Annotated in this window: 14 protein-coding genes; 9 read left to right on the forward strand and 5 right to left on the reverse strand. The window is 56.5% G+C overall.

All coding sequences use genetic code 11. From position 1 onward, the window contains the following. The first annotated feature begins 201 nt into the window (after positions 1–201). The 3 genes from H7K52_RS07520 to H7K52_RS07530 all read left to right on the forward strand — a co-directional run bounded on the left by H7K52_RS07520 (position 202) and on the right by H7K52_RS07530 (position 2,950). Positions 202–570, forward strand: coding sequence for a helix-turn-helix domain-containing protein (locus H7K52_RS07520; RefSeq protein ID WP_003855685.1), 369 nt, complete (start codon positions 202–204; stop codon positions 568–570). Positions 571–737: 167 nt separating this feature from the next. Then, positions 738–1,634, forward strand: coding sequence for a LysR family transcriptional regulator (locus tag H7K52_RS07525; protein WP_003855683.1), 897 nt, complete (start codon positions 738–740; stop codon positions 1,632–1,634). Between the two features lie 110 nt (positions 1,635–1,744). Beyond that, the gene (locus H7K52_RS07530; RefSeq protein ID WP_182629891.1) at positions 1,745–2,950 is read left to right on the forward strand and encodes an MFS transporter; all 1,206 of its coding nucleotides are present in this window, start codon (positions 1,745–1,747) and stop codon (positions 2,948–2,950) included. Positions 2,951–3,005: 55 nt separating this feature from the next. Here H7K52_RS07530 and H7K52_RS07535 read toward each other — a convergent pair whose 3' ends face one another. Together H7K52_RS07535 and H7K52_RS07540 are read right to left on the reverse strand one after the other, a co-directional pair. After that, positions 3,006–5,396: a glucose/quinate/shikimate family membrane-bound PQQ-dependent dehydrogenase gene (locus H7K52_RS07535; RefSeq protein WP_008926635.1), complete on the reverse strand. Its 2,391-nt coding sequence runs from the start codon at positions 5,394–5,396 to the stop codon at positions 3,006–3,008. Positions 5,397–5,672: 276 nt separating this feature from the next. Beyond that, positions 5,673–6,272 carry a hypothetical protein gene (locus H7K52_RS07540; protein WP_259400646.1) on the reverse strand — a complete coding sequence of 200 codons (600 nt, stop codon included), beginning with the start codon at positions 6,270–6,272 and terminating at the stop codon, positions 5,673–5,675. Positions 6,273–6,673: 401 nt separating this feature from the next. Between H7K52_RS07540 and H7K52_RS07545 the strand changes: the two genes are divergently transcribed. Beyond that, positions 6,674–7,921, forward strand: a complete 1,248-nt coding sequence (locus H7K52_RS07545) for an MFS transporter (RefSeq protein ID WP_003855675.1) — start codon at positions 6,674–6,676, stop codon at positions 7,919–7,921. 459 nt (positions 7,922–8,380) lie between these two features. Here H7K52_RS07545 and H7K52_RS07550 read toward each other — a convergent pair whose 3' ends face one another. After that, a complete protein-coding gene (locus tag H7K52_RS07550) occupies positions 8,381–9,538 on the reverse strand; it encodes a Gfo/Idh/MocA family protein (protein ID WP_003855673.1) in 1,158 nt (385 codons plus the stop codon). Between the two features lie 271 nt (positions 9,539–9,809). Here H7K52_RS07550 and H7K52_RS07555 point away from each other — a divergent pair, with 271 nt between their 5' ends. Together H7K52_RS07555 and H7K52_RS07560 are read left to right on the forward strand one after the other, a co-directional pair. After that, positions 9,810–10,694 (forward strand): glucosamine kinase nucleotide-binding domain-containing protein, encoded by an 885-nt coding sequence (locus H7K52_RS07555; RefSeq protein ID WP_039660639.1) that lies wholly within the window; start codon positions 9,810–9,812, stop codon positions 10,692–10,694. A gap of 40 nt (positions 10,695–10,734) precedes the next feature. Continuing rightward, a complete protein-coding gene (locus H7K52_RS07560; RefSeq protein WP_003855670.1) occupies positions 10,735–11,853 on the forward strand; it encodes an ROK family transcriptional regulator in 1,119 nt (372 codons plus the stop codon). 58 nt (positions 11,854–11,911) lie between these two features. Here the strand turns inward: H7K52_RS07560 and H7K52_RS07565 are convergent, their stop codons facing one another. After that, positions 11,912–13,003: an ABC transporter ATP-binding protein gene (locus H7K52_RS07565; protein WP_008926639.1), complete on the reverse strand. Its 1,092-nt coding sequence runs from the start codon at positions 13,001–13,003 to the stop codon at positions 11,912–11,914. A gap of 12 nt (positions 13,004–13,015) precedes the next feature. Continuing rightward, entirely contained in the window at positions 13,016–13,615 is a 600-nt protein-coding gene (locus H7K52_RS07570; RefSeq protein ID WP_039660638.1) for a GNAT family N-acetyltransferase, read from the reverse strand. Positions 13,616–14,165: 550 nt separating this feature from the next. On the opposite strand from H7K52_RS07570, the gene H7K52_RS07575 reads away from it, so the two are divergent. From H7K52_RS07575 to H7K52_RS07585, 3 genes are read left to right on the forward strand one after another with little or no spacing between them, the layout of a single operon-like run. Further along, entirely contained in the window at positions 14,166–15,497 is a 1,332-nt protein-coding gene (locus H7K52_RS07575; protein ID WP_003855662.1) for an extracellular solute-binding protein, read from the forward strand. Between the two features lie 57 nt (positions 15,498–15,554). After that, positions 15,555–16,427: a carbohydrate ABC transporter permease gene (locus tag H7K52_RS07580; RefSeq protein WP_003855659.1), complete on the forward strand. Its 873-nt coding sequence runs from the start codon at positions 15,555–15,557 to the stop codon at positions 16,425–16,427. Beyond that, positions 16,427–17,242, forward strand: coding sequence for a carbohydrate ABC transporter permease (locus tag H7K52_RS07585; RefSeq protein WP_003855657.1), 816 nt, complete (start codon positions 16,427–16,429; stop codon positions 17,240–17,242). Before H7K52_RS07580 ends, H7K52_RS07585 begins: the two co-directional genes overlap by 1 nt. Positions 17,243–17,281 lie beyond the last annotated feature (39 nt).

Consider the following 17,281-nt stretch of genomic DNA (forward strand, 5'->3'; position numbering starts at 1 on the left):
CTCTTGGGGATTCGCCCTTGCCTCAGCACAAATTATTTTGGCAGTCTGCCGGCCTTAACGTTTTGCTGGAGTCGCGTCTGGCCGCGCAATGCGGCACCCGTTTCCGTCCTTGCTAATTCTGCGCTAATTTTCTGCTAATTAAGGGATAAATTTAAACAAGTAAAGTGGTTCCACTGCACATCAGAATCGACAGGAGGAACCATGAATCAGCGCGAGTTTATTCGGAGTTTGCTGGACTGGATTGAGAATAACTTAGGACACGATCTGCACCTGGATGAAGTGGCGCGCCGCTCAGGCTATTCGCGCTGGCATCTGCAACGCCTGTTTCGACAGCATACTGGTTTTTCACTGGCAGAATATATCCGTCAGCGCCGCCTGACCGAGTCTGCGCTCACGTTGCTGAGCAGCAACGAAGCGATACTGCAGGTGGCGATGAACTACGGCTTCGATACCCAGCAGGCCTACACCCGCACCTTTAAAAACTATTTCATGATGACGCCGGGCCAGTTGCGCCGTCAGCGTCGCGTCGAGCCGGATCGGCTGCTGTTCCCCCTGGCGATGGCCAGCTGATGCCTGATAAGATCTTCCCGTCACAGCCAGCAGACGGGAAGGTCGGCCCGCGCTCTGCACCATTCTCCTCCTGCCTCTGCCTCGCTTTTTTTCCCGCCCGCCACAGCGTCCCAGCCTGAACGTGTTAGTTTGTTGCCAGCATCCCTTTATTTTCGGAGTCGGGAAACATGGAAAACGGCGCGAATTTAACCGCCATGCTGGTATTTGCTCGGGTAGTAGAATTACAGAGTTTCAGTGAAGCGGCCCGCGCACTGGGCTGGTCCAAATCCCATGTCAGTCGGGAGATCGCCCGGCTGGAGTTGCGGCTCGGTATCCGATTATTGCAGCGCACTACGCGGCGGCTGGCACTCACCGAGATGGGCCAGGCATACTATCCCTACTGTGTGCGAATGCTGGCTGAAGTGCAGCGTGCCGAAGCCTTTGTGCAGCAGTTGCATCAGCAGCCCGCCGGCCATATCCGACTTCAGGCACCCGTCACCTTCGGCTGCCAGTGTGTCGTTCCTGTTCTGAACCTTTTTCTGCGTCGTCATCTGCATATCAACGTTGATCTTGATCTGACCGATCGCAATCATGATCGGCTGGACGATCAGACGGATCTGGCGATTGTGATCCGATCCCGATCCCCGCAGCAGGGCAATTTCCGGGTATTGAGCGATATCGACTGGGGACTCTATGCCGCGCCCGCTTATCTGGCGCAGCGGCCCGCCATCACCCATCCCGAAATGCTGCCGCGCCACGACCTGCTGATGTTCCATGGTCCGGCACACACCGCCGCGCTGCCGTTCCGCCGGGATAAACAGCGACTGGCGCTGGACGTGCGCAGTCGTTTTCGCGCCAACAACAGCATGGCGCTGCTTAATGCCGCGCTGGCGGGCAGTGGCATCGCCTATTTGCCTTCCTACATGGCGCAGGAGGCGATGGCACGTGGGGATATCCAGCAGCTGCTGCCGGAGTGGCAGATGGATCGCCTGCAAAGCTATCTCCTGCTTCACGACCATCCCGATCCGGTGTCACCGGTGACGCTACTGTGTGATGCACTGGTTGAGGCGCTAAATCCAGGCTGATTGTTGCCTGCTGACAACAATCAGCGCCACAGAGTAACTATTCCGCCACGACTGTTGTTGCTGCGCGACTCCGGTTAGCCTGTATCCCTGATCATTCAACGGATATCACCATGCAACAGTTACCCGAAACGGCAGAGTTTCATCACTGGAAACGGAATTTAGCAGTCTGCGTCGCTGGCTCATTTACCACTATCGTGGCGATGACGCTGCTGCTGCCGTTTCTGCCGCTCTATATTCAGCAACTGGGTGTTGAGCAGCCTGCGGCTATTGCCCGCTGGTCCGGGCTGGCCTATGGCGCAACCTTTTTCAGCGCCGCGCTGACGGCACCGCTGTGGGGCCGGCTGGCTGATCGTTATGGTCGTAAACTGATGCTGATTCGGGCCAGTCTCGGAATGGCGATTGCGATGTCGCTGATTGGCATGGCGACGGCGCCGTGGCAACTGGTGGCGCTGCGCCTGCTGGCGGGGCTGCTGGGCGGCTACGCATCGGGATCGACCATTCTGGTGGCAGCGCAAACCCCAAAAGCGCAGACCGGCTGGGCGCTGGGCATCCTCTCCTCGGGCATTATGGCGGGCAACGTGGTCGGGCCGCTGCTGGGGGGCGTCTTGCCGCCGCTGATTGGCATCCGTCAGACTTTCTGGCTGACGGGCGCGTTGATTTTTCTCGCTTTCCTCGCCACCACCTTTTTACTCAGGGAGTTGCCGCGTGCTGCGGCGACGTCGCGCGGCAATCCGCAACAGCTGCCTGCAGAGCAGCCGGTTAACCACAATCTGGTGCGGCTGATGTGGCTTTCGGGCATGTTGCTGATTTTCGCCAGCATGTCGATTGAGCCGATTATCACGCTCTATGTGGGCGAGTTTGTGCGGGGTGACCATCAGGTCACAGTGGTAGCCGGACTGGTGATGTCTGCTGCGGCGCTGGGCACGATCCTGGCGGCACCCCGACTGGGTCGTCTGGCCGATCGGGTGGGGCACTGGCGGGTACTGACTGGCGGTCTGGTAATCAGCGGGCTGCTGCTGATTCCACAGGCATTTATCACGGCAGCCTGGCAACTGGTGTTATTACGTTTTCTGATGGGGATGGCCCTGGGCGGATTGATGCCGTGCATCACGGCAATTATTCGCCATAACGTGCCGGCCTCACAGGTGGGGCGGATGCTGGGGTTTTCGACCTCGGCGCAATATATCGGCCAGGTGAGCGGCCCGCTGTTTGGTGGGGTGATCGCCGGTGCGTTTGGGATGCGACCCGTGTTTCTGGCAACCTGCGGAGTAATGTTATTTTGCGCGTGGCTTAACTGGCGCGGAATGCAGAAATAGCGCGATCAAAAAAGGCGGACCGGAGTCCGCCTTTTGTTATTCACTTTCCAGTGAATTACTTCTGATCAGGTAATGCGTAGGCAATCACATAGTCACCCAGCTTGGTACCAAATGAGCCATGACCACCCGCCGCGATGACAACGTACTGCTTGCCATTCACTTCATAGGTCATCGGCGTCGCCTGGCCGCCTGCTGGCAGACGTGCTTCCCAGAGCAGTTCGCCGGTATCGGTGCTGAAAGCACGCAGGTAGTTATCTGCGGTCGCTCCAATGAAGAATACCTTGCCCGCGGTGGTGACAGGACCACCCAGCATTGGCATACCCATTTTGAACGGCAGCGGAACCGGTGCGCTGTCGCGAACGGTACCGATACGCTGTTTCCAGACAACGTTGTTGGTTTTCAGATCCACCGCGGAGACATAACCCCAGGCAGGCTGTTTGCAAGGCAGACCAAACGGTGACAGGAACGGGTTCAGCTCGACGCCATACGGCACGCCATACTGTGGCTGAATACCGGTTTCCGTACCTGAACCACCCTCAGCACCTTTCGGCGGCTCAATCGGGTTGCCCGGGCCACGTGGAACCAGCTTAGAGACAAACGGCAGCGCCATTGGGTTAGCAATTGCGATCTGACGATTAGGATCAACTGCGATGCCGCCCCATTCGAACATACCGAGGTTACCCGGGAAGACCAGCGTGCCCTGCTCAGATGGCGGCGTAAACGGACCTTCATAGCGCAGACGCTTGAAGATCACGCGGCACACCAGCTGGTCGAACATCGTCGCGCCCCACATGTCCTTGTCCGTCAGGTTCTGTTTCGGACGGAAGGTCAGCTCAGAGTAGGGCTGAGTGGCAGCAACGTGGTCGCCTTTAGCGGCACCCTGTGGCACTGGCGTTTCTGGCGCGGGAACTACTGGCTTGCCGGTGCGACGATCCAGCACAAAGATATTGCCGGTTTTGGCTGGCGCGTAAACAACCGGTACGGTGTTGCCATCTTTATCGGTGATATCAGCCAGTGTCGGCTGAGACGGCAGATCCATATCCCACAGGTCGTGATGCACGGTCTGATAAGACCAGACCAGCTTACCGGTCGTGGCGTTCAGGGCCAGTACGCTGCTCGCATAACGTTCCTGCTCTGGCGTGCGGTTGCCGCCCCAGATATCCGGCGTGGTCACACCCATTGGCAGGTAAACGGTATCCAGTTTCGGATCGTAAACTGCCGGGGCCCATGAGTTAGGAGAGTTCATGGTGAAGGTGTGTTCATCAGCCGGAATAGCATTCGGGTCTTTCGCGCCCGGATCAAATACCCACAGCAGTTTGCCGGTATTCACATCAAAGCCACGAATCACGCCTGATGGCTCGCGAGTCGAGAAGTTATCGGTAACCGCACCCGCCATCACGATGGTGGTATTGGTAATCACCGGCGGAGAAGTTGGCTCGTACATACCCGCTGTGGTGACAGGCTGTTTATGCTGGAGATCCAGCTCGCCGTTGACACCAAAGGACGGGCAGCGTTCGCCAGTCTCTGCGTCCAGCGCAAACAGACGGCCATCGTTCACAGGCAGATAAATACGACGTGAGCAGATAGCAGGCTGAGTGTTCGCGGCATCGGCTGCTGCGGGCACTTCGTGGTAAGAGACACCGCGACAGGTCACGTGCTGGAAGGTCGGGTTCACCTTCATGCCCGGATCGAACTTCCACTTCTGCTTACCGGTTGCCGCATCCAGCGCAAACAGAATCTGGTGTGGCGAACAGAGATAAAGCGTGTCGCGGATTTTAATCGGGGTCACTTCGTCGGTGATTTCACCGGGATCGTTAGGGGTTTTCATGTCGCCTGTCTGGAACTGCCAGGCAACCTGCAACTCTTTCACGTTCTGGTGATTAATCTGCTTCAGCGGCGAGAAACGGGTTCCCTGCTGATCGCGCGCATACGCGGGCCAGTCAGCATCCGGGATGTTGCTCAGCGGCGTAGCCTGCGGAGCGTTGTCAGCGGTTTCTGGTACAGACCCGTTGATAACCTGCGGATCGTTGAATACCGCATAAGCCAGCACGATGGCACTGGCAATCAGCGCGACAGCCATCGAACCCAGTGCCGCTTTGCTGCCGGCATTGAAGCTGCGATAAACAAACGGCAGGATCAGCCAGACACCGAAGATCACCAGCACATCAGTGCGTGGTGCCAGTGCCCAGAAGTCGGTACCCACTTCCCACACGCCCCAAATCAGGGTGCCGATCAGCAGCAGCGCATAAAGAACCAGCGCGGTGCTTTTGCGACGGGAAAGCAGATAAGCGGTGATAAGCATAATCACACCGCCGAAAACGTAATACCAGGAACCACCAATGGCGGCTAACCAGCCACCGCCAATCAGCATAAACGCGCCCGTCAGCACTGCGAACAGTACTGTCAGGAAACGAATTACGCCAAAAGATGAGGAGTTTTTCCCCATAATATCGACCTCGTTTCGTTGCCATAAAACACACGAAAACAACCAGATAGGCTGTTTCCAGTTATCAAGTACAAATGATTAAAGGTGTTCTTGAGTATCTCTTCCGATAAGACAGACGGTCCCTTTGTGTTAAATGTTATAGCAAAATTAGATCGAGGTTTGATTTTTTTAGCTTAAAGCGCTTAACAATTGGAGTAATACGACATTTTATGAGGGATTAAAGGACGTTAAGCGCACCGCCATGTGCCCTTAACGCCGGAAGGCAGGATTTATGAATCAGCCGCTAATAAGATCGCCATCCGAGCGTTGCTGTTGCCAGCCGCTGATGTTTATCTCAGTAAACTGTTCAGCGGTTAAAGGCGGCGTATGACATCGCACGATGACCTCTGCACCTTTTTCACGGAATGTCGACATAAAAAAGGGAAAGGTAAATTTTTCGTAATTATCACTGAAGAACGATTCAGTTAAAACAATACCTGAAAAAGGAAAGGATTCAAGTAGTCGCCAGTCTGCTCCCGGCGGTGCAAAATCATAAAGCCAGAAATCAAATTTCGTTGTTAATTCAAGCAGTGACGCACTGTTCGCAGCTAAGCTGGAATAATTTATTCCAATCCGGACGCGCTCATTTTGTAAATGTGCATAGGCGTCCGGAATCGCGATCATTTCCTGCAAACGAATATCGCCAACCGGAACAATCATTAATGCTTCTTCACTTGCAATTTTGTTGTGCAATGAAACAATGTTGTTTGTATTAAGTATATTTCCGCGGTCCTGGTTTTGCTCAAGATAAGGCACGCTATAGCAAATGCCTGTGACATTACGCTTAACGTGATGAATAGGTTCAGTAACATAAGGGTTATATAAACTGTTTTTCATTATCTCTACGAAATGCAATAAAAAGGATTTATTGATAATTAAGCATATAAAAAATCGCATTTTTTTAAACGCGTGAATAAATATAGATCAACTGCATAAACCAAATCACCCTTTTGTTGGATTAGAAGGTAAATATACCTATTAACAGTGAGATGATAATTCCTTTGGTATCTGATGATGTGCTGGAATATATTCAATGGTCGGTATCAATAGGTTGTTAATAATCAGGATGGGGCTGACACACCGTTACTGCAAAGTAATGCAGTGTATTGCGCAGTAAGACAGGGCTGGAGCCGAAGACCCTGCGCTCTCATCCGGGTCTGTTAACCGGGTATCGTCAACATTTACACCAATAACACCGCGCAACGACGCGGGTTTTCTCACCTGATTTGGGATAAGACATGGGATTTATGGCATCCGCAGCGGAAGAGTCGCTGTGGCGACATCGGACTTTTGTCGCCTTCTGGCTGGCGCGCACCTGCTCATCATTTGGTTTTCAGATGTTCTCGGTGGCGATCAGCTGGCAAATCTATGCGCTGACCAACAGCGCAATGGCGTTAGGGATGATTGGCCTGATGCAGTTTCTGCCGTCGGTGTTGCTGGCGCTGCCAGCGGGTCATCTGGCGGATCAGTATGACCGGCGGCGCATCGTCCTGTTCGGCCAACTGGTGGAATTTGTCGCACTGCTGGCATTAGTGGTGCTTACCTTATTTCATACTGCCGATAAGACCGCGCTTTGGGGGCTGGTGTTTATGATTGCGGTGGCAAAAGCGCTGGAGTGGCCGGCGATGTCTTCGATGTTGCCCTCACTGGTGCCTCCTTCGATTCTGGCACGAGCCATGGCGATGAATTCAGTTGGCGGGCAGGCGGCAGTGATTGTCGGGCCAACGCTTGGCGGGCTGCTTTATGTTGCTGGCCCGCATGTGGTGTATGGCGTTTCCGGGCTCTTTTATCTGATTTCGCTGACGCTGGTGAGTCTGCTGCGCTATGAGCGCCCGGTTCAGGCCCGTTTGCCAATGAATTTAAAGAATCTGTTTGCCGGTATTCACTTTATCCGTGACCGTAAAGATGTGCTTGGGGTGATTTCACTCGATCTGTTCGCGGTGTTACTGGGCGGCGCGACGGCGCTGCTGCCGATTTTTGCCAAAGATATTCTGCACACCGGGCCCTGGGGGCTGGGGATGTTGCGCGGTGCGCCATCGGTGGGGGCGTTGCTGGTGGGTATCTGGCTGAGCCGTCATAAACTGGAAAAACATGTCGGGATGATTATGTTTGGCTCAGTAGCAGGCTTTGGCGTTGCGACCCTGCTATTCGCGCTTTCCACGCAACTCTGGCTGTCACTGCTGGCGCTTTGCGCCCTCGGCGGCTTTGATATGGTGAGTATGGTGATTCGCGGTGCGCTGGTGCAGCTGGATACGCCGGATACCATGCGCGGGCGGGTGAATGCGGTTAACGCGATATTTATTAATACCTCGAATCAGCTGGGTGAATTTGAGTCGGGGTTGCTGGCCGCCTGGGTGGGCGCAGCACCTGCGGCAGCAATTGGCGGCATCGGTACGCTGATTGTGGTGGCGTTGTGGATGAAGTTGTTTCCGCATCTGCGGCGGCGTCAGAAGCTTGAGAATGAGGTGGATCCGGTTCAGGACTAGCGTTGTAGCGGGTTGGGTTGGCTGAGGAGATGTGTGCGGTTATGGTCTGCGGTGCACGCTCAGGGAACATACGCCTTTCGCAAAGACGCAAAAGCGCCATTCCTGGCAGGCTCAGCGCGGGCGATTACGCACCTCATCCCTGAGGTGCGCCCGTTGCCGGGCCAACGCGTTGCGTTGTTCAAAAACGCTCCCTGCGTTTTTATCCGGGCGGCGCGATGCTTTGCTACAGGCGTATGCTCCCATCACTATAAGTGCGTAAGTTTCCTCGGGCTGAGGAGCGGTTTGTTTGGCTGGTTGTGGGGATTTGTGCGGTGAGTGCGTGGTCGCTGGCGCAGGTTTTATTAGCTGGCTCAGTACAGAGGTTGTAACTGGCCCGAAGGCCAGTACAGGAAGTTACCAGTCATACTGCCATTCAAATCCCGGGATCAGAGGGGGAGGCTGACCCGCAGGATGGGGCTATCAGGCCCCGGTTTTTCCCAGGTTGGCGTCAAATGTTTGCCAGCTTTCACGCATATCCACTACGCTGCGGGTTTTGCGCGCCTCATCGATTTTTATGGCGGTGAGGCCCGCTTCCAGCGCGTCCACGACTGAAACTTTCAGCGGTGTTCCCTGTTTAATATGTTTAACGATCTCTTCGGCCATCAGCGCATCTGCGCCATAGTGGCCATCATAAGCGTTGCCGCTGTAGGCGGTGTCGACCTCTTTCTCACCGCTGCGCGCGTTATGTACACGGAAGTAGTTTCGTACGAAGTCGCCTTCCGCCATGCCGTCAGTGCCCATGACACAGAAACGGCGGAACTCATCCGGCACGTTCAGGTTGGCGTGGAAGGCGAGTGTTGCGCCGCCTTCGTACTCAATCAGGGCAGTCTGGTAGTCGACGATATCAGCGTCGCTGTCGAAGACGGCGTCGGTGCTCGACCAGCCGCTGGGTTTCACGTGGTAGAGCTCTGACTCCGCGGTGATCGCACCCTGCGGCGCATGCGCGGGGGTAAAGGATTTCCGGCCACCAAAGCTGGCGACGCGGATCGGACGCTCCTGTAACAGCCCCTGGTAGAGGTCGATGTCGTGGCAACATTTTTCCAGAATATAGGGACCGGCGTACTTCTCCAAACGTCGCCAGTCGCGCTGGAAGAATGCGCCGTGGTAAGGCTTGATATGTTCTGTCGCCTCGATCGAGGTGATCTCACCCAACTGTCCGGCATCGCGTGCCGCCAGCAGATCGTGATAGAGCGGGGAGTAACGCAGCACCAGACCAACCAGAATGCGTGCCTCGCCATACTGGCGCACCAGTTTCGCCATCTCCATGGTCTGCTCTTCATTAATCACCACCGGCTTTTCGGTAAACACGGTGTAGCCCGCCGCCAGCGCCTGACCCACATGTTCCAGATGCAGGAAGTTGGGTGAGCCAACCAGCACCACATCCATTCCGCCGTGTTCAAGCAGCGCGTCGATGGACGCAAAGGACTGGCCGGGCGCGATACCAAAGCTGTGCAGATTAGGCAGTCCGGCGGGCGCCGGATCGTAATAACCCACTACCGAGAAGGCGTCGTCGGCTTTGCTGAACTCTTTGATCACGTGGGACAGACGAAAGCCGAGACCGATAATGCCTACTTTCATGTTAAACCCCTGCTCCTGAATTCGGATGATGCATAGCCCGCCTGTGTCCGGACGCGCCTGTTGATAATCTGACCACCAACTTATTACGACAGAAAAACTAATGTCAATAACGTGCTGCGCATTTTGCGAGGGTGATTTTTGTTATAACCATGTAAATTAACGAAAAAGTGTCGATATGTTTTTGCCATATTTATTTGTTATTGCGATTTAAGTTTTTTTATCCTATCGTTCGCTCATTATGGCTATAACCCTTAATCAGGGAAGGAAGCGCGTGCAACCACACTATCTCCTTGGCATTGATGGCGGCGGTACACAGTGTCGTGCGCGGTTAACCGACCTGCAGGGCCGTGTGCTGGCGGAAGCCACTGGCGGTCCAGCTAACGTCTGGTCAGATTACGACGCGGCGCTGACCTGCGTCGGGCAACTGATTGACCGGATATTGTCACACGCGGGATTAGCCCCGGAGGCTCTGGCGCAGACCGCGCTGGTTGCCGGATTAGCGGGGGCCAATGTCGCCTCGGTGCAGGCAAGGCTTGCCAGCTGGCAGCCTGCCTGTGCGGCGTTACAGGTGGTCAGCGATGTGGAAATCGCCTGTGCGGGCGCACATTCCGGCGCACCGGGCGCTGTCTTTATTATCGGCACCGGCAGTCAGGGAGCCGCGTGGGATGGCGAGCAGTTTACATTGCTGGGTGGCTGGGGCTTTGCCCTCTCTGATCAGGGATCGGGTGCTGAGCTGGGTCGTCGTGCACTGCGTCTGGCGCTGCTGGCCCATGAGGCGATCATTCCACAGAGCGCCTTTACACAGCAGCTGATGACGCAGTTTGACGACAGCCCGGAAACCATGCTGCTCTGGACGCGCTCAGCGACGCCTGCAGACTGGGCCCGCGTAGTGCCGCGAATTTTTGCAGCCGCCGACGCAGGCGATCGTCACGCTCAGGATCTGCTGCATCAGACTGCCACCGATATCGGCCTGATGGTGCGCCGTCTGATTGCGCTGAGCAGCGGGCGGGTGGCACTGATGGGTGGCCTGGCCACGCCGATTCAGCGCTGGCTGGACGACGATATTCAGGCCCGGCTGGTGAGGCCGCAGGGCGATGCCCTGAGCGGCGCGCTGATACTGGCGCAGCAGCTGGCGCCTGTCCGATTACCGATCTGACGCTGGCGGAGCCTCTTCCGCCAGATAACCCGAGGAACTTATGACCGCTCCCAACGTAACCGCGCGCATTCTGCGGTTGATTGTTGAAAATGCGCCGATCAGCCAGTCAGACCTGAAAGTCCGAAGCGGACTCAGCATGTCGACCGTGTCGCAGGCCACTAATCGCCTGCTGGCGCAGGAGATTGTGCAGGAGCTGGGGCTGCGTCGCGTATCAATGGGGCGGCCAAAAACCCTGCTGGGCCTCAATCCCGATCGCGCCAGCGTGATTGGCATTCAGCTCAATGCGGAACGTAATCTTATCGTTATGACCGATCTCAGCGGCAATCTGCTGGGCGAACAGCAGATGCCCACAGGCACGCTGACACCCCGCCAGCTTGGCGATGCGCTGGCGAAATTCCTGCGCGGCGTGGAGGAGAAGCGGGTGGGTGCGATTGGTCTGGCACTATCGGGTCTGGTGGATGCTGAAAATGGCTACTGCATTCGCTCTAAAGTGCTCGACTGGGACAACGTCCCGATTGCGCGTCTGCTGGAAGAACGTTTCTCACTGCCGGTATTTATCGAGAACGACGCCAACGCGATGGCAATGGCGGCGCTGGTGTTTGGTCAGCTTGGCAATGCACAGTCGGCGGTGATCGCCACCTATGGCAAAGGGATTGGTGCGGGCATCATCCTGAATCGTCAGCTCTACCGTGGCCGTCACGGCAAAGCGGGCGAGATTGGCAATGGGCTGGTGGGGGACGGCTCGCTGCGTCTGCTGGAGGATGTCGCCTCATCGCGTGCCATTCTGCAGCGGCTTGCAGCGCAGGAACCGGTGGAAGGCCTCACGTTGCAGGCGCTGGATCAGCGTCCTGCGCCTGAGGTACTGGCGGTGCTGGAAGAAGCAGGACGTGAGCTGGGCATTTCGCTGGCGAACCTGTCAGTGGCCTACGATCCGGATGTGGTTTATCTGGCGATGGAGCCGCACATGGCGTCGCGCATTCTGCTCGACCACATCACTCAGAGCTTCCAGGCCTACCGGCTTAAACTGACGCCACAGATGACGCCGCTGCAGTTCCTGACGGAATCGAACCGGATGTGGGCGCTGGGTGCGGCGGGTTTTGCCGTCAACCGGCTGCTTGATCTGCTGGCGGCGCAGGCCGATGAAGAGCCGGTCACCTGAGTGATCTCTCAAATAAAAAAACGGGCGCTGCGGCGCCCGTTTTTGTTTCCACGCGTCCTTAGCGCAGGCGCATTCCCTGCTCATCAAACAGCAGGCAGTGCGCGGCAGAAAAGCCCAGTTCAACCTGGGTTCCGAGCTCGCGCGTCGTCGCCTCGCGCTCTTCCACGACCAGCATCTGTTCACGCCCGATATCCAGGTAGAGATAGTTGGTGTGACCCAGCATCTCGCCATAAGCCAGCTCGCCGTGAAAGCGCAATGCGTCCGGCGTCTGCGCGGCAGGCTGGAAATGTTCAGGACGAATGCCCAGCGTGACGGTTTGTCCCTCGCGGCAGTCGGCGGCGATTTTCAGCACCAGCCCCTCAATCTTCAGTTCCGGCACCCGCAGTTGCACTTCCCCCGCGCCCGTGGCGCTGATTTCCGCCCGCAGAAAGTTCATTTTTGGTGAGCCGATAAAACCGGCGACAAACAGATTATCCGGGTCGTGATAAAGCGTCAGCGGTGCACCGACCTGCTCAATGCGGCCCTGACGCAGCACCACGATGCGGTCAGCCAGCGTCATTGCCTCCAGCTGATCGTGGGTGACATAAATCATGGTGTTGCCAAGCGAGGCGTGCAGCCGGGCAATCTCAATGCGCATCTGCAGGCGCAGCTCTGCATCAAGGTTAGAGAGTGGCTCATCAAACAGGAAGATGCGCGGATGACGGATAATCGCCCGGCCAATTGCCACGCGCTGCCGCTGTCCGCCAGAGAGCGCACGCGGCAGGCGGTCGAGCAGTTCGGTGAGATGCAGGCGGGCGGCCGTCTGGGCTATCGCCTCGTTAATCTCCGCTTTGGACTTTTTCATTACCTCCAGCGGATACGCCAGGTTGCCGCGCACCGTCATGTTGGGGTAGAGCGCATAAGACTGAAACACCATCGCGATGCCGCGCTCAGTGGCGGGCTGCTGTGTCATGTCCTGCTCCTCAATCAGCAACTGCCCGCTGCTGATCTCCTCCAGCCCGGCGATCATCCGCAGCAGCGTCGACTTGCCGCAGCCAGATGGCCCAACAAACACGACAAATTCGCCACTGTTTATCGTCAGATCGATGCCATGAATGACATTGACGTGTTCATACGACTTCTTCACATTCTGCAAGCGCAGGCTGGTCATCGGCTACCTCACTCAGAGTAACTGGCCCATGTAGATGGCATTGCTGCGCATGATTGGGGTAAACCCCATGCGCGCATAGAAGGCACAAACCTGCTCGTTCTGCAGGCTGACGCCAAGATGAACACCACTGACGCCAGCAGCGCGGAGCGCCGCCAGTTCATGCTCAATCATCCGGCGACCCCAGCCGCCTTTCTGTGCCGCCGGCAGCAGGTTGATATGCAGATGAGCAGGCCACTGCGTCACCAGGATCTCAGCGGCCTGGTCGGGATGGCGTATTGAATCGAGCACTTTGCTGTCGAGCGGGGCACTGGCGCTGCGATCGCGATATTTCTCCTGCAACTGCGGCCACCATTCGGCCTGAAGCTGCGCTTCAAACGCGCGGGTATCCGGCGCGGCGACCACGTAACCCTGCACCTCACCGTCCTGCTCCAGTACAAAAGCAAAGTCCGGCGCAAAATGCGCATAGGGCACGGCAAAACGCTGGCCGGGATAGTCAGGATCGGAGTAGAGCGCGCGGGCATCGCCGCCCGCATCGGCTGTTTCCAGGCAGATGCGGTAGAGCGCCGGGTAGTCCGCCGGTGTGGCCGGACGAATGACACCTTGATTCGCCATGGTGAGTTCTCGTGAGTGAGGGAACCGGTCAGGGATTGAACAGCTCCGCAGGTAAAAGTTACGTTAATGAAAGTGGACTTAGTTTTCAAGATAGAATAATTACCTTATCGCACTAACGCAGGCGGTTCGGCAATGTTTACCGGCATCGGGATGCACAACTGTGATCGCCAACACGCCCGGAACAGGGCGGCTGGCGGCAGATTCACGGCCGGTCAAAAGAGAAAAGTGTGAGCGTGATAGGATTTTCATATGTTTTATCAGGACGTTATTTTGCGATTATTCCTCTGGCATCTCCTGCTGCAGAAAAAGTGGCTGGCGACGTGCCGCCACGGTTAATGGTGTAAATGCCAGCGCGGCGTGCTGATTTTCACGCCATGTCACTGTTTATTTGCGCGTGCTCACAGCCTGACAATTCGGTCGGCAGGCTGTTTGACTTTATTTTTCTATTAAAGTAAGTATGAGTGAGTGCGTTTGTGTGCGGCTGCAGCCTGCAGGATGTCAGGCGGTGAGATGAAAGGATGCCGACCCTGGTCTGAAGAAGGTGAGCATAATGTCTGTTTCTTCCGTTCGTTCGTTCCGAATTCGCAATGTGGGTCGGCTGCTGGTAGCGGGCCTGCTGGCGGGCAGCGTCTCTCATGCCGCCCACGCTGCTGTCACTCTGAATGAGTGGGATATCTACAACTACCCTGAGCAGACCGCTGCGGTGGATGAAGGGATTAAAGAGTTCTCACAGCAGAATCCCGGCATCGTGATTAACCGCTCGGTTCACTCTTTTGAAGATACCCGTATTCCGCTGAAGCTGGCACTGACTGCCGGTGATGGCCCGCAGATCGCCCAGGTCAACCAGGGCGGCGGCGATATGGGTTCGCTGGTTAAAGATAAGCTGTTGCTGCCGCTCGATAGCTATGCCGCCAGCGACGGCTGGACTACCCGCTTCCCGGACTCGATTCTGAAACGTAACCGCTGGTCAGACAGCGGCGAGTTTGGTAGCGGCAAGCTGTATGGCATCGCCAGCCTGGGCGAAATGGTCGGGCTCTATTACAACAAAGCGGTGCTGGACAAAGCGGGCATTGCGGTGCCGAAAACGCTGGCTGAGCTGGAGAGTGCCATGGCGAAGCTGAAACAGCAGGGCACCGCGCCGATGATGCTCGGCCTGCTGGATGGCAACATGGGCCAGCAACTGCTTAGCACGCTATGGCAGGCGCAGATTGAAAGCCATGACCGCAAGACGCTGGATAATCTGATTTACGATGTGGGCGGCACCTTCAAAGACAGCAAGCTGGTCAATGCCGCCACGATGATGAAGAGCTGGACCGACAAAGGCTACTTCTTCCCTGGCTTCCAGGGCATTGGTCACGACGATGCGGCGACGCTGTTCCAGAACGGTCAGGCTGCGTTCCTGGTCAGCGGCACCTGGTATCTCGGCCAGTTTAAAGACAACAAAGATATTCACTTCGCCGCGATGCCTGCCGGTGAAGGCGTGAAACAGCCGCTGATGGTGGGCGGGACCGATCTGGCGTTCTCAATTACCAGCACCGCCAAAGGCAAAGATCAGCAGGAGGGTGCAGCGAAGTTCATCAACTATATGGTCTCTGATGCCATGGCGAACCGCTGGCTGAAAGTGGGCTTCCTGCCGGCCAGCACGAACAAAGCGGCCAAAATGCCAGCGGATAATCCGCTGCTGGCGGAAGCGTATCAGGTCTGGCTGACGCTCAACGACTACGACGGTTTAGGCCACTACGTGGACTGGGCAACACCGACCATGAACGCCGAGCTGAATCAGAACGTCCAGCTGCTGCTGGCGGGTCGTCAGACCCCCGATCAGATGGTGGTGAATTTTGATAACAACTATCAGCGTTACCTGAAAACCCTGAAGCATTAAGCCGGAGGCCCGGCGAACAGCCGGGCCTGAGCATCGTTCTGAACCACGAGTAGGGTTATGTTGAATTTAAGCAGCTGGCGTAATTTCCTCTATGTTCTGCCTGCGGTGCTGGTCTATGCGGTGTTTCTGCTGTTCCCGCTGCTGGCCTCGCTGGGCATCAGTTTTACCGAATGGGACGGCACCTCACTGCCGGTGTTTAGTGGCATCAGCAACTACATGCGGATGTTCAGCGATCCGGTGTTCTGGATTGCGCTGGGCAATAACGCCATCCTGATGCTGTTCTATACCCTGTTGCCGATTGGCGTCGGCCTGCTGCTCTGCAGCTTTCTGTATGACACGCGCAACAATAACGAACGTAGCGTGCTGCGCATTCTCTTCTTCCTGCCCTATATCATGCCAATGGCGGTGCTGGGTGTAGTATGGCGCTGGCTCTATAACCCGGCGTTTGGCCCCATCGACCAGATATTACGCGCGATCGGATTGCCCCAGCTGGCGCTCTCCTGGCTGGGTGATTTTACCTGGGCGCTGCCCGCTGTCGGTCTGGTCGCGACCTGGTACTTCTTCGGCTTCTGTCTGGTGCTGTTTATGGCAGGCCTGCAGCGTATGGATCCCTCACTGCTGGAAGCCGCCGATCTGGATGGCTCATCGCGCCGTCAGAAATTTATGCGTATTACGTTGCCCGGCCTGCGGCCCGAGCTGCGGATTGCGCTGCTGCTGACGGTGATCGCCAGCCTGAAAGCCTTTGACCTGGTCTATGTGATGACGCAGGGCGGCCCAGGCACCTCCACCATGGTCACCAACATCTTTATGTATAAGCAGGGCTTTGACCTGCACTATTTTGGCTACGCCTCGTCGGTGGCGGTGTTCAGCATGATTATTGTTTTAGGGATCAACTATCTGATTCATCTGGCCTTAAAGGAGCGTTACTGATGCGAAGCACGCCGGTGATTTCACGCGCGCTGATCTGGATCGTGGCGCTGATGACGATTCTGCCGTTTCTGATGGCGCTGATGACCTCGTTTAAAACCCAGATGGAGCTGTTTCAGGGCATCTTCACGCTGCCAGCCTCGCTGAATTTCAAAAACTACGTGACCGCGTGGCAGCAGGGACACTTTAACGTCTACTTCCTCAACTCGGTGCTGGTGGTGATTCCGGTCGTACTGTTCAGCGTGCTGCTGGGTATTCTGGCTGGTTTTGGTTTCGCCTGGCTGAAGATCCCCGGTAAAAAAGTGATTGGGGCGATGCTGGCCCTGGGGATGGTGCTGCCGAGTGAAGCCTTTATCATTCCGCTCTATCACGAGCTGCGCTGGATGGGGCTCACCAACACCTATCTGGCGCTGATCCTGCCGCAAATCGCCCTGTCGCTGCCCTTTACCACGCTGATGATCGCCAGCGCGTTTCAGCAGGTGCCGAAAGAGCTGGTAGAAGCGGCGGTGATGGATGGGGCGTCGCGGGTCAAAATTCTGTGGGGCATTCTGGTGCCGGCAATCTGGCCAACGCTGTCGACGCTGGGGCTGCTGCTGTTTATCTGGACCTGGAACGAGTTTCTGATCCCACTGATTCTGGTCAACAAGGATGAGCTGCGCACGCTGCCGATTGGCATGATGTTTTTCCAGAACAAAAACACCATCGACATTCCGGTGCTGATGGCGGGCGCAATGATTGTGATTATGCCGCTGATCGTGGTGTTCCTGATTTTCCAGCGCAAGTTTATCAGCGGCGTCACTGAAGGGGCCGTGAAGTAATTTGTGATATCCCGCACGAAACGGCGTACTGGCGACCAG

Origin of the sequence: Pantoea hericii, from assembly GCF_014155795.1 — a bacterium.
In the GTDB taxonomy this organism is placed as follows: Bacteria; Pseudomonadota; Gammaproteobacteria; order Enterobacterales; family Enterobacteriaceae; genus Pantoea; species Pantoea eucalypti.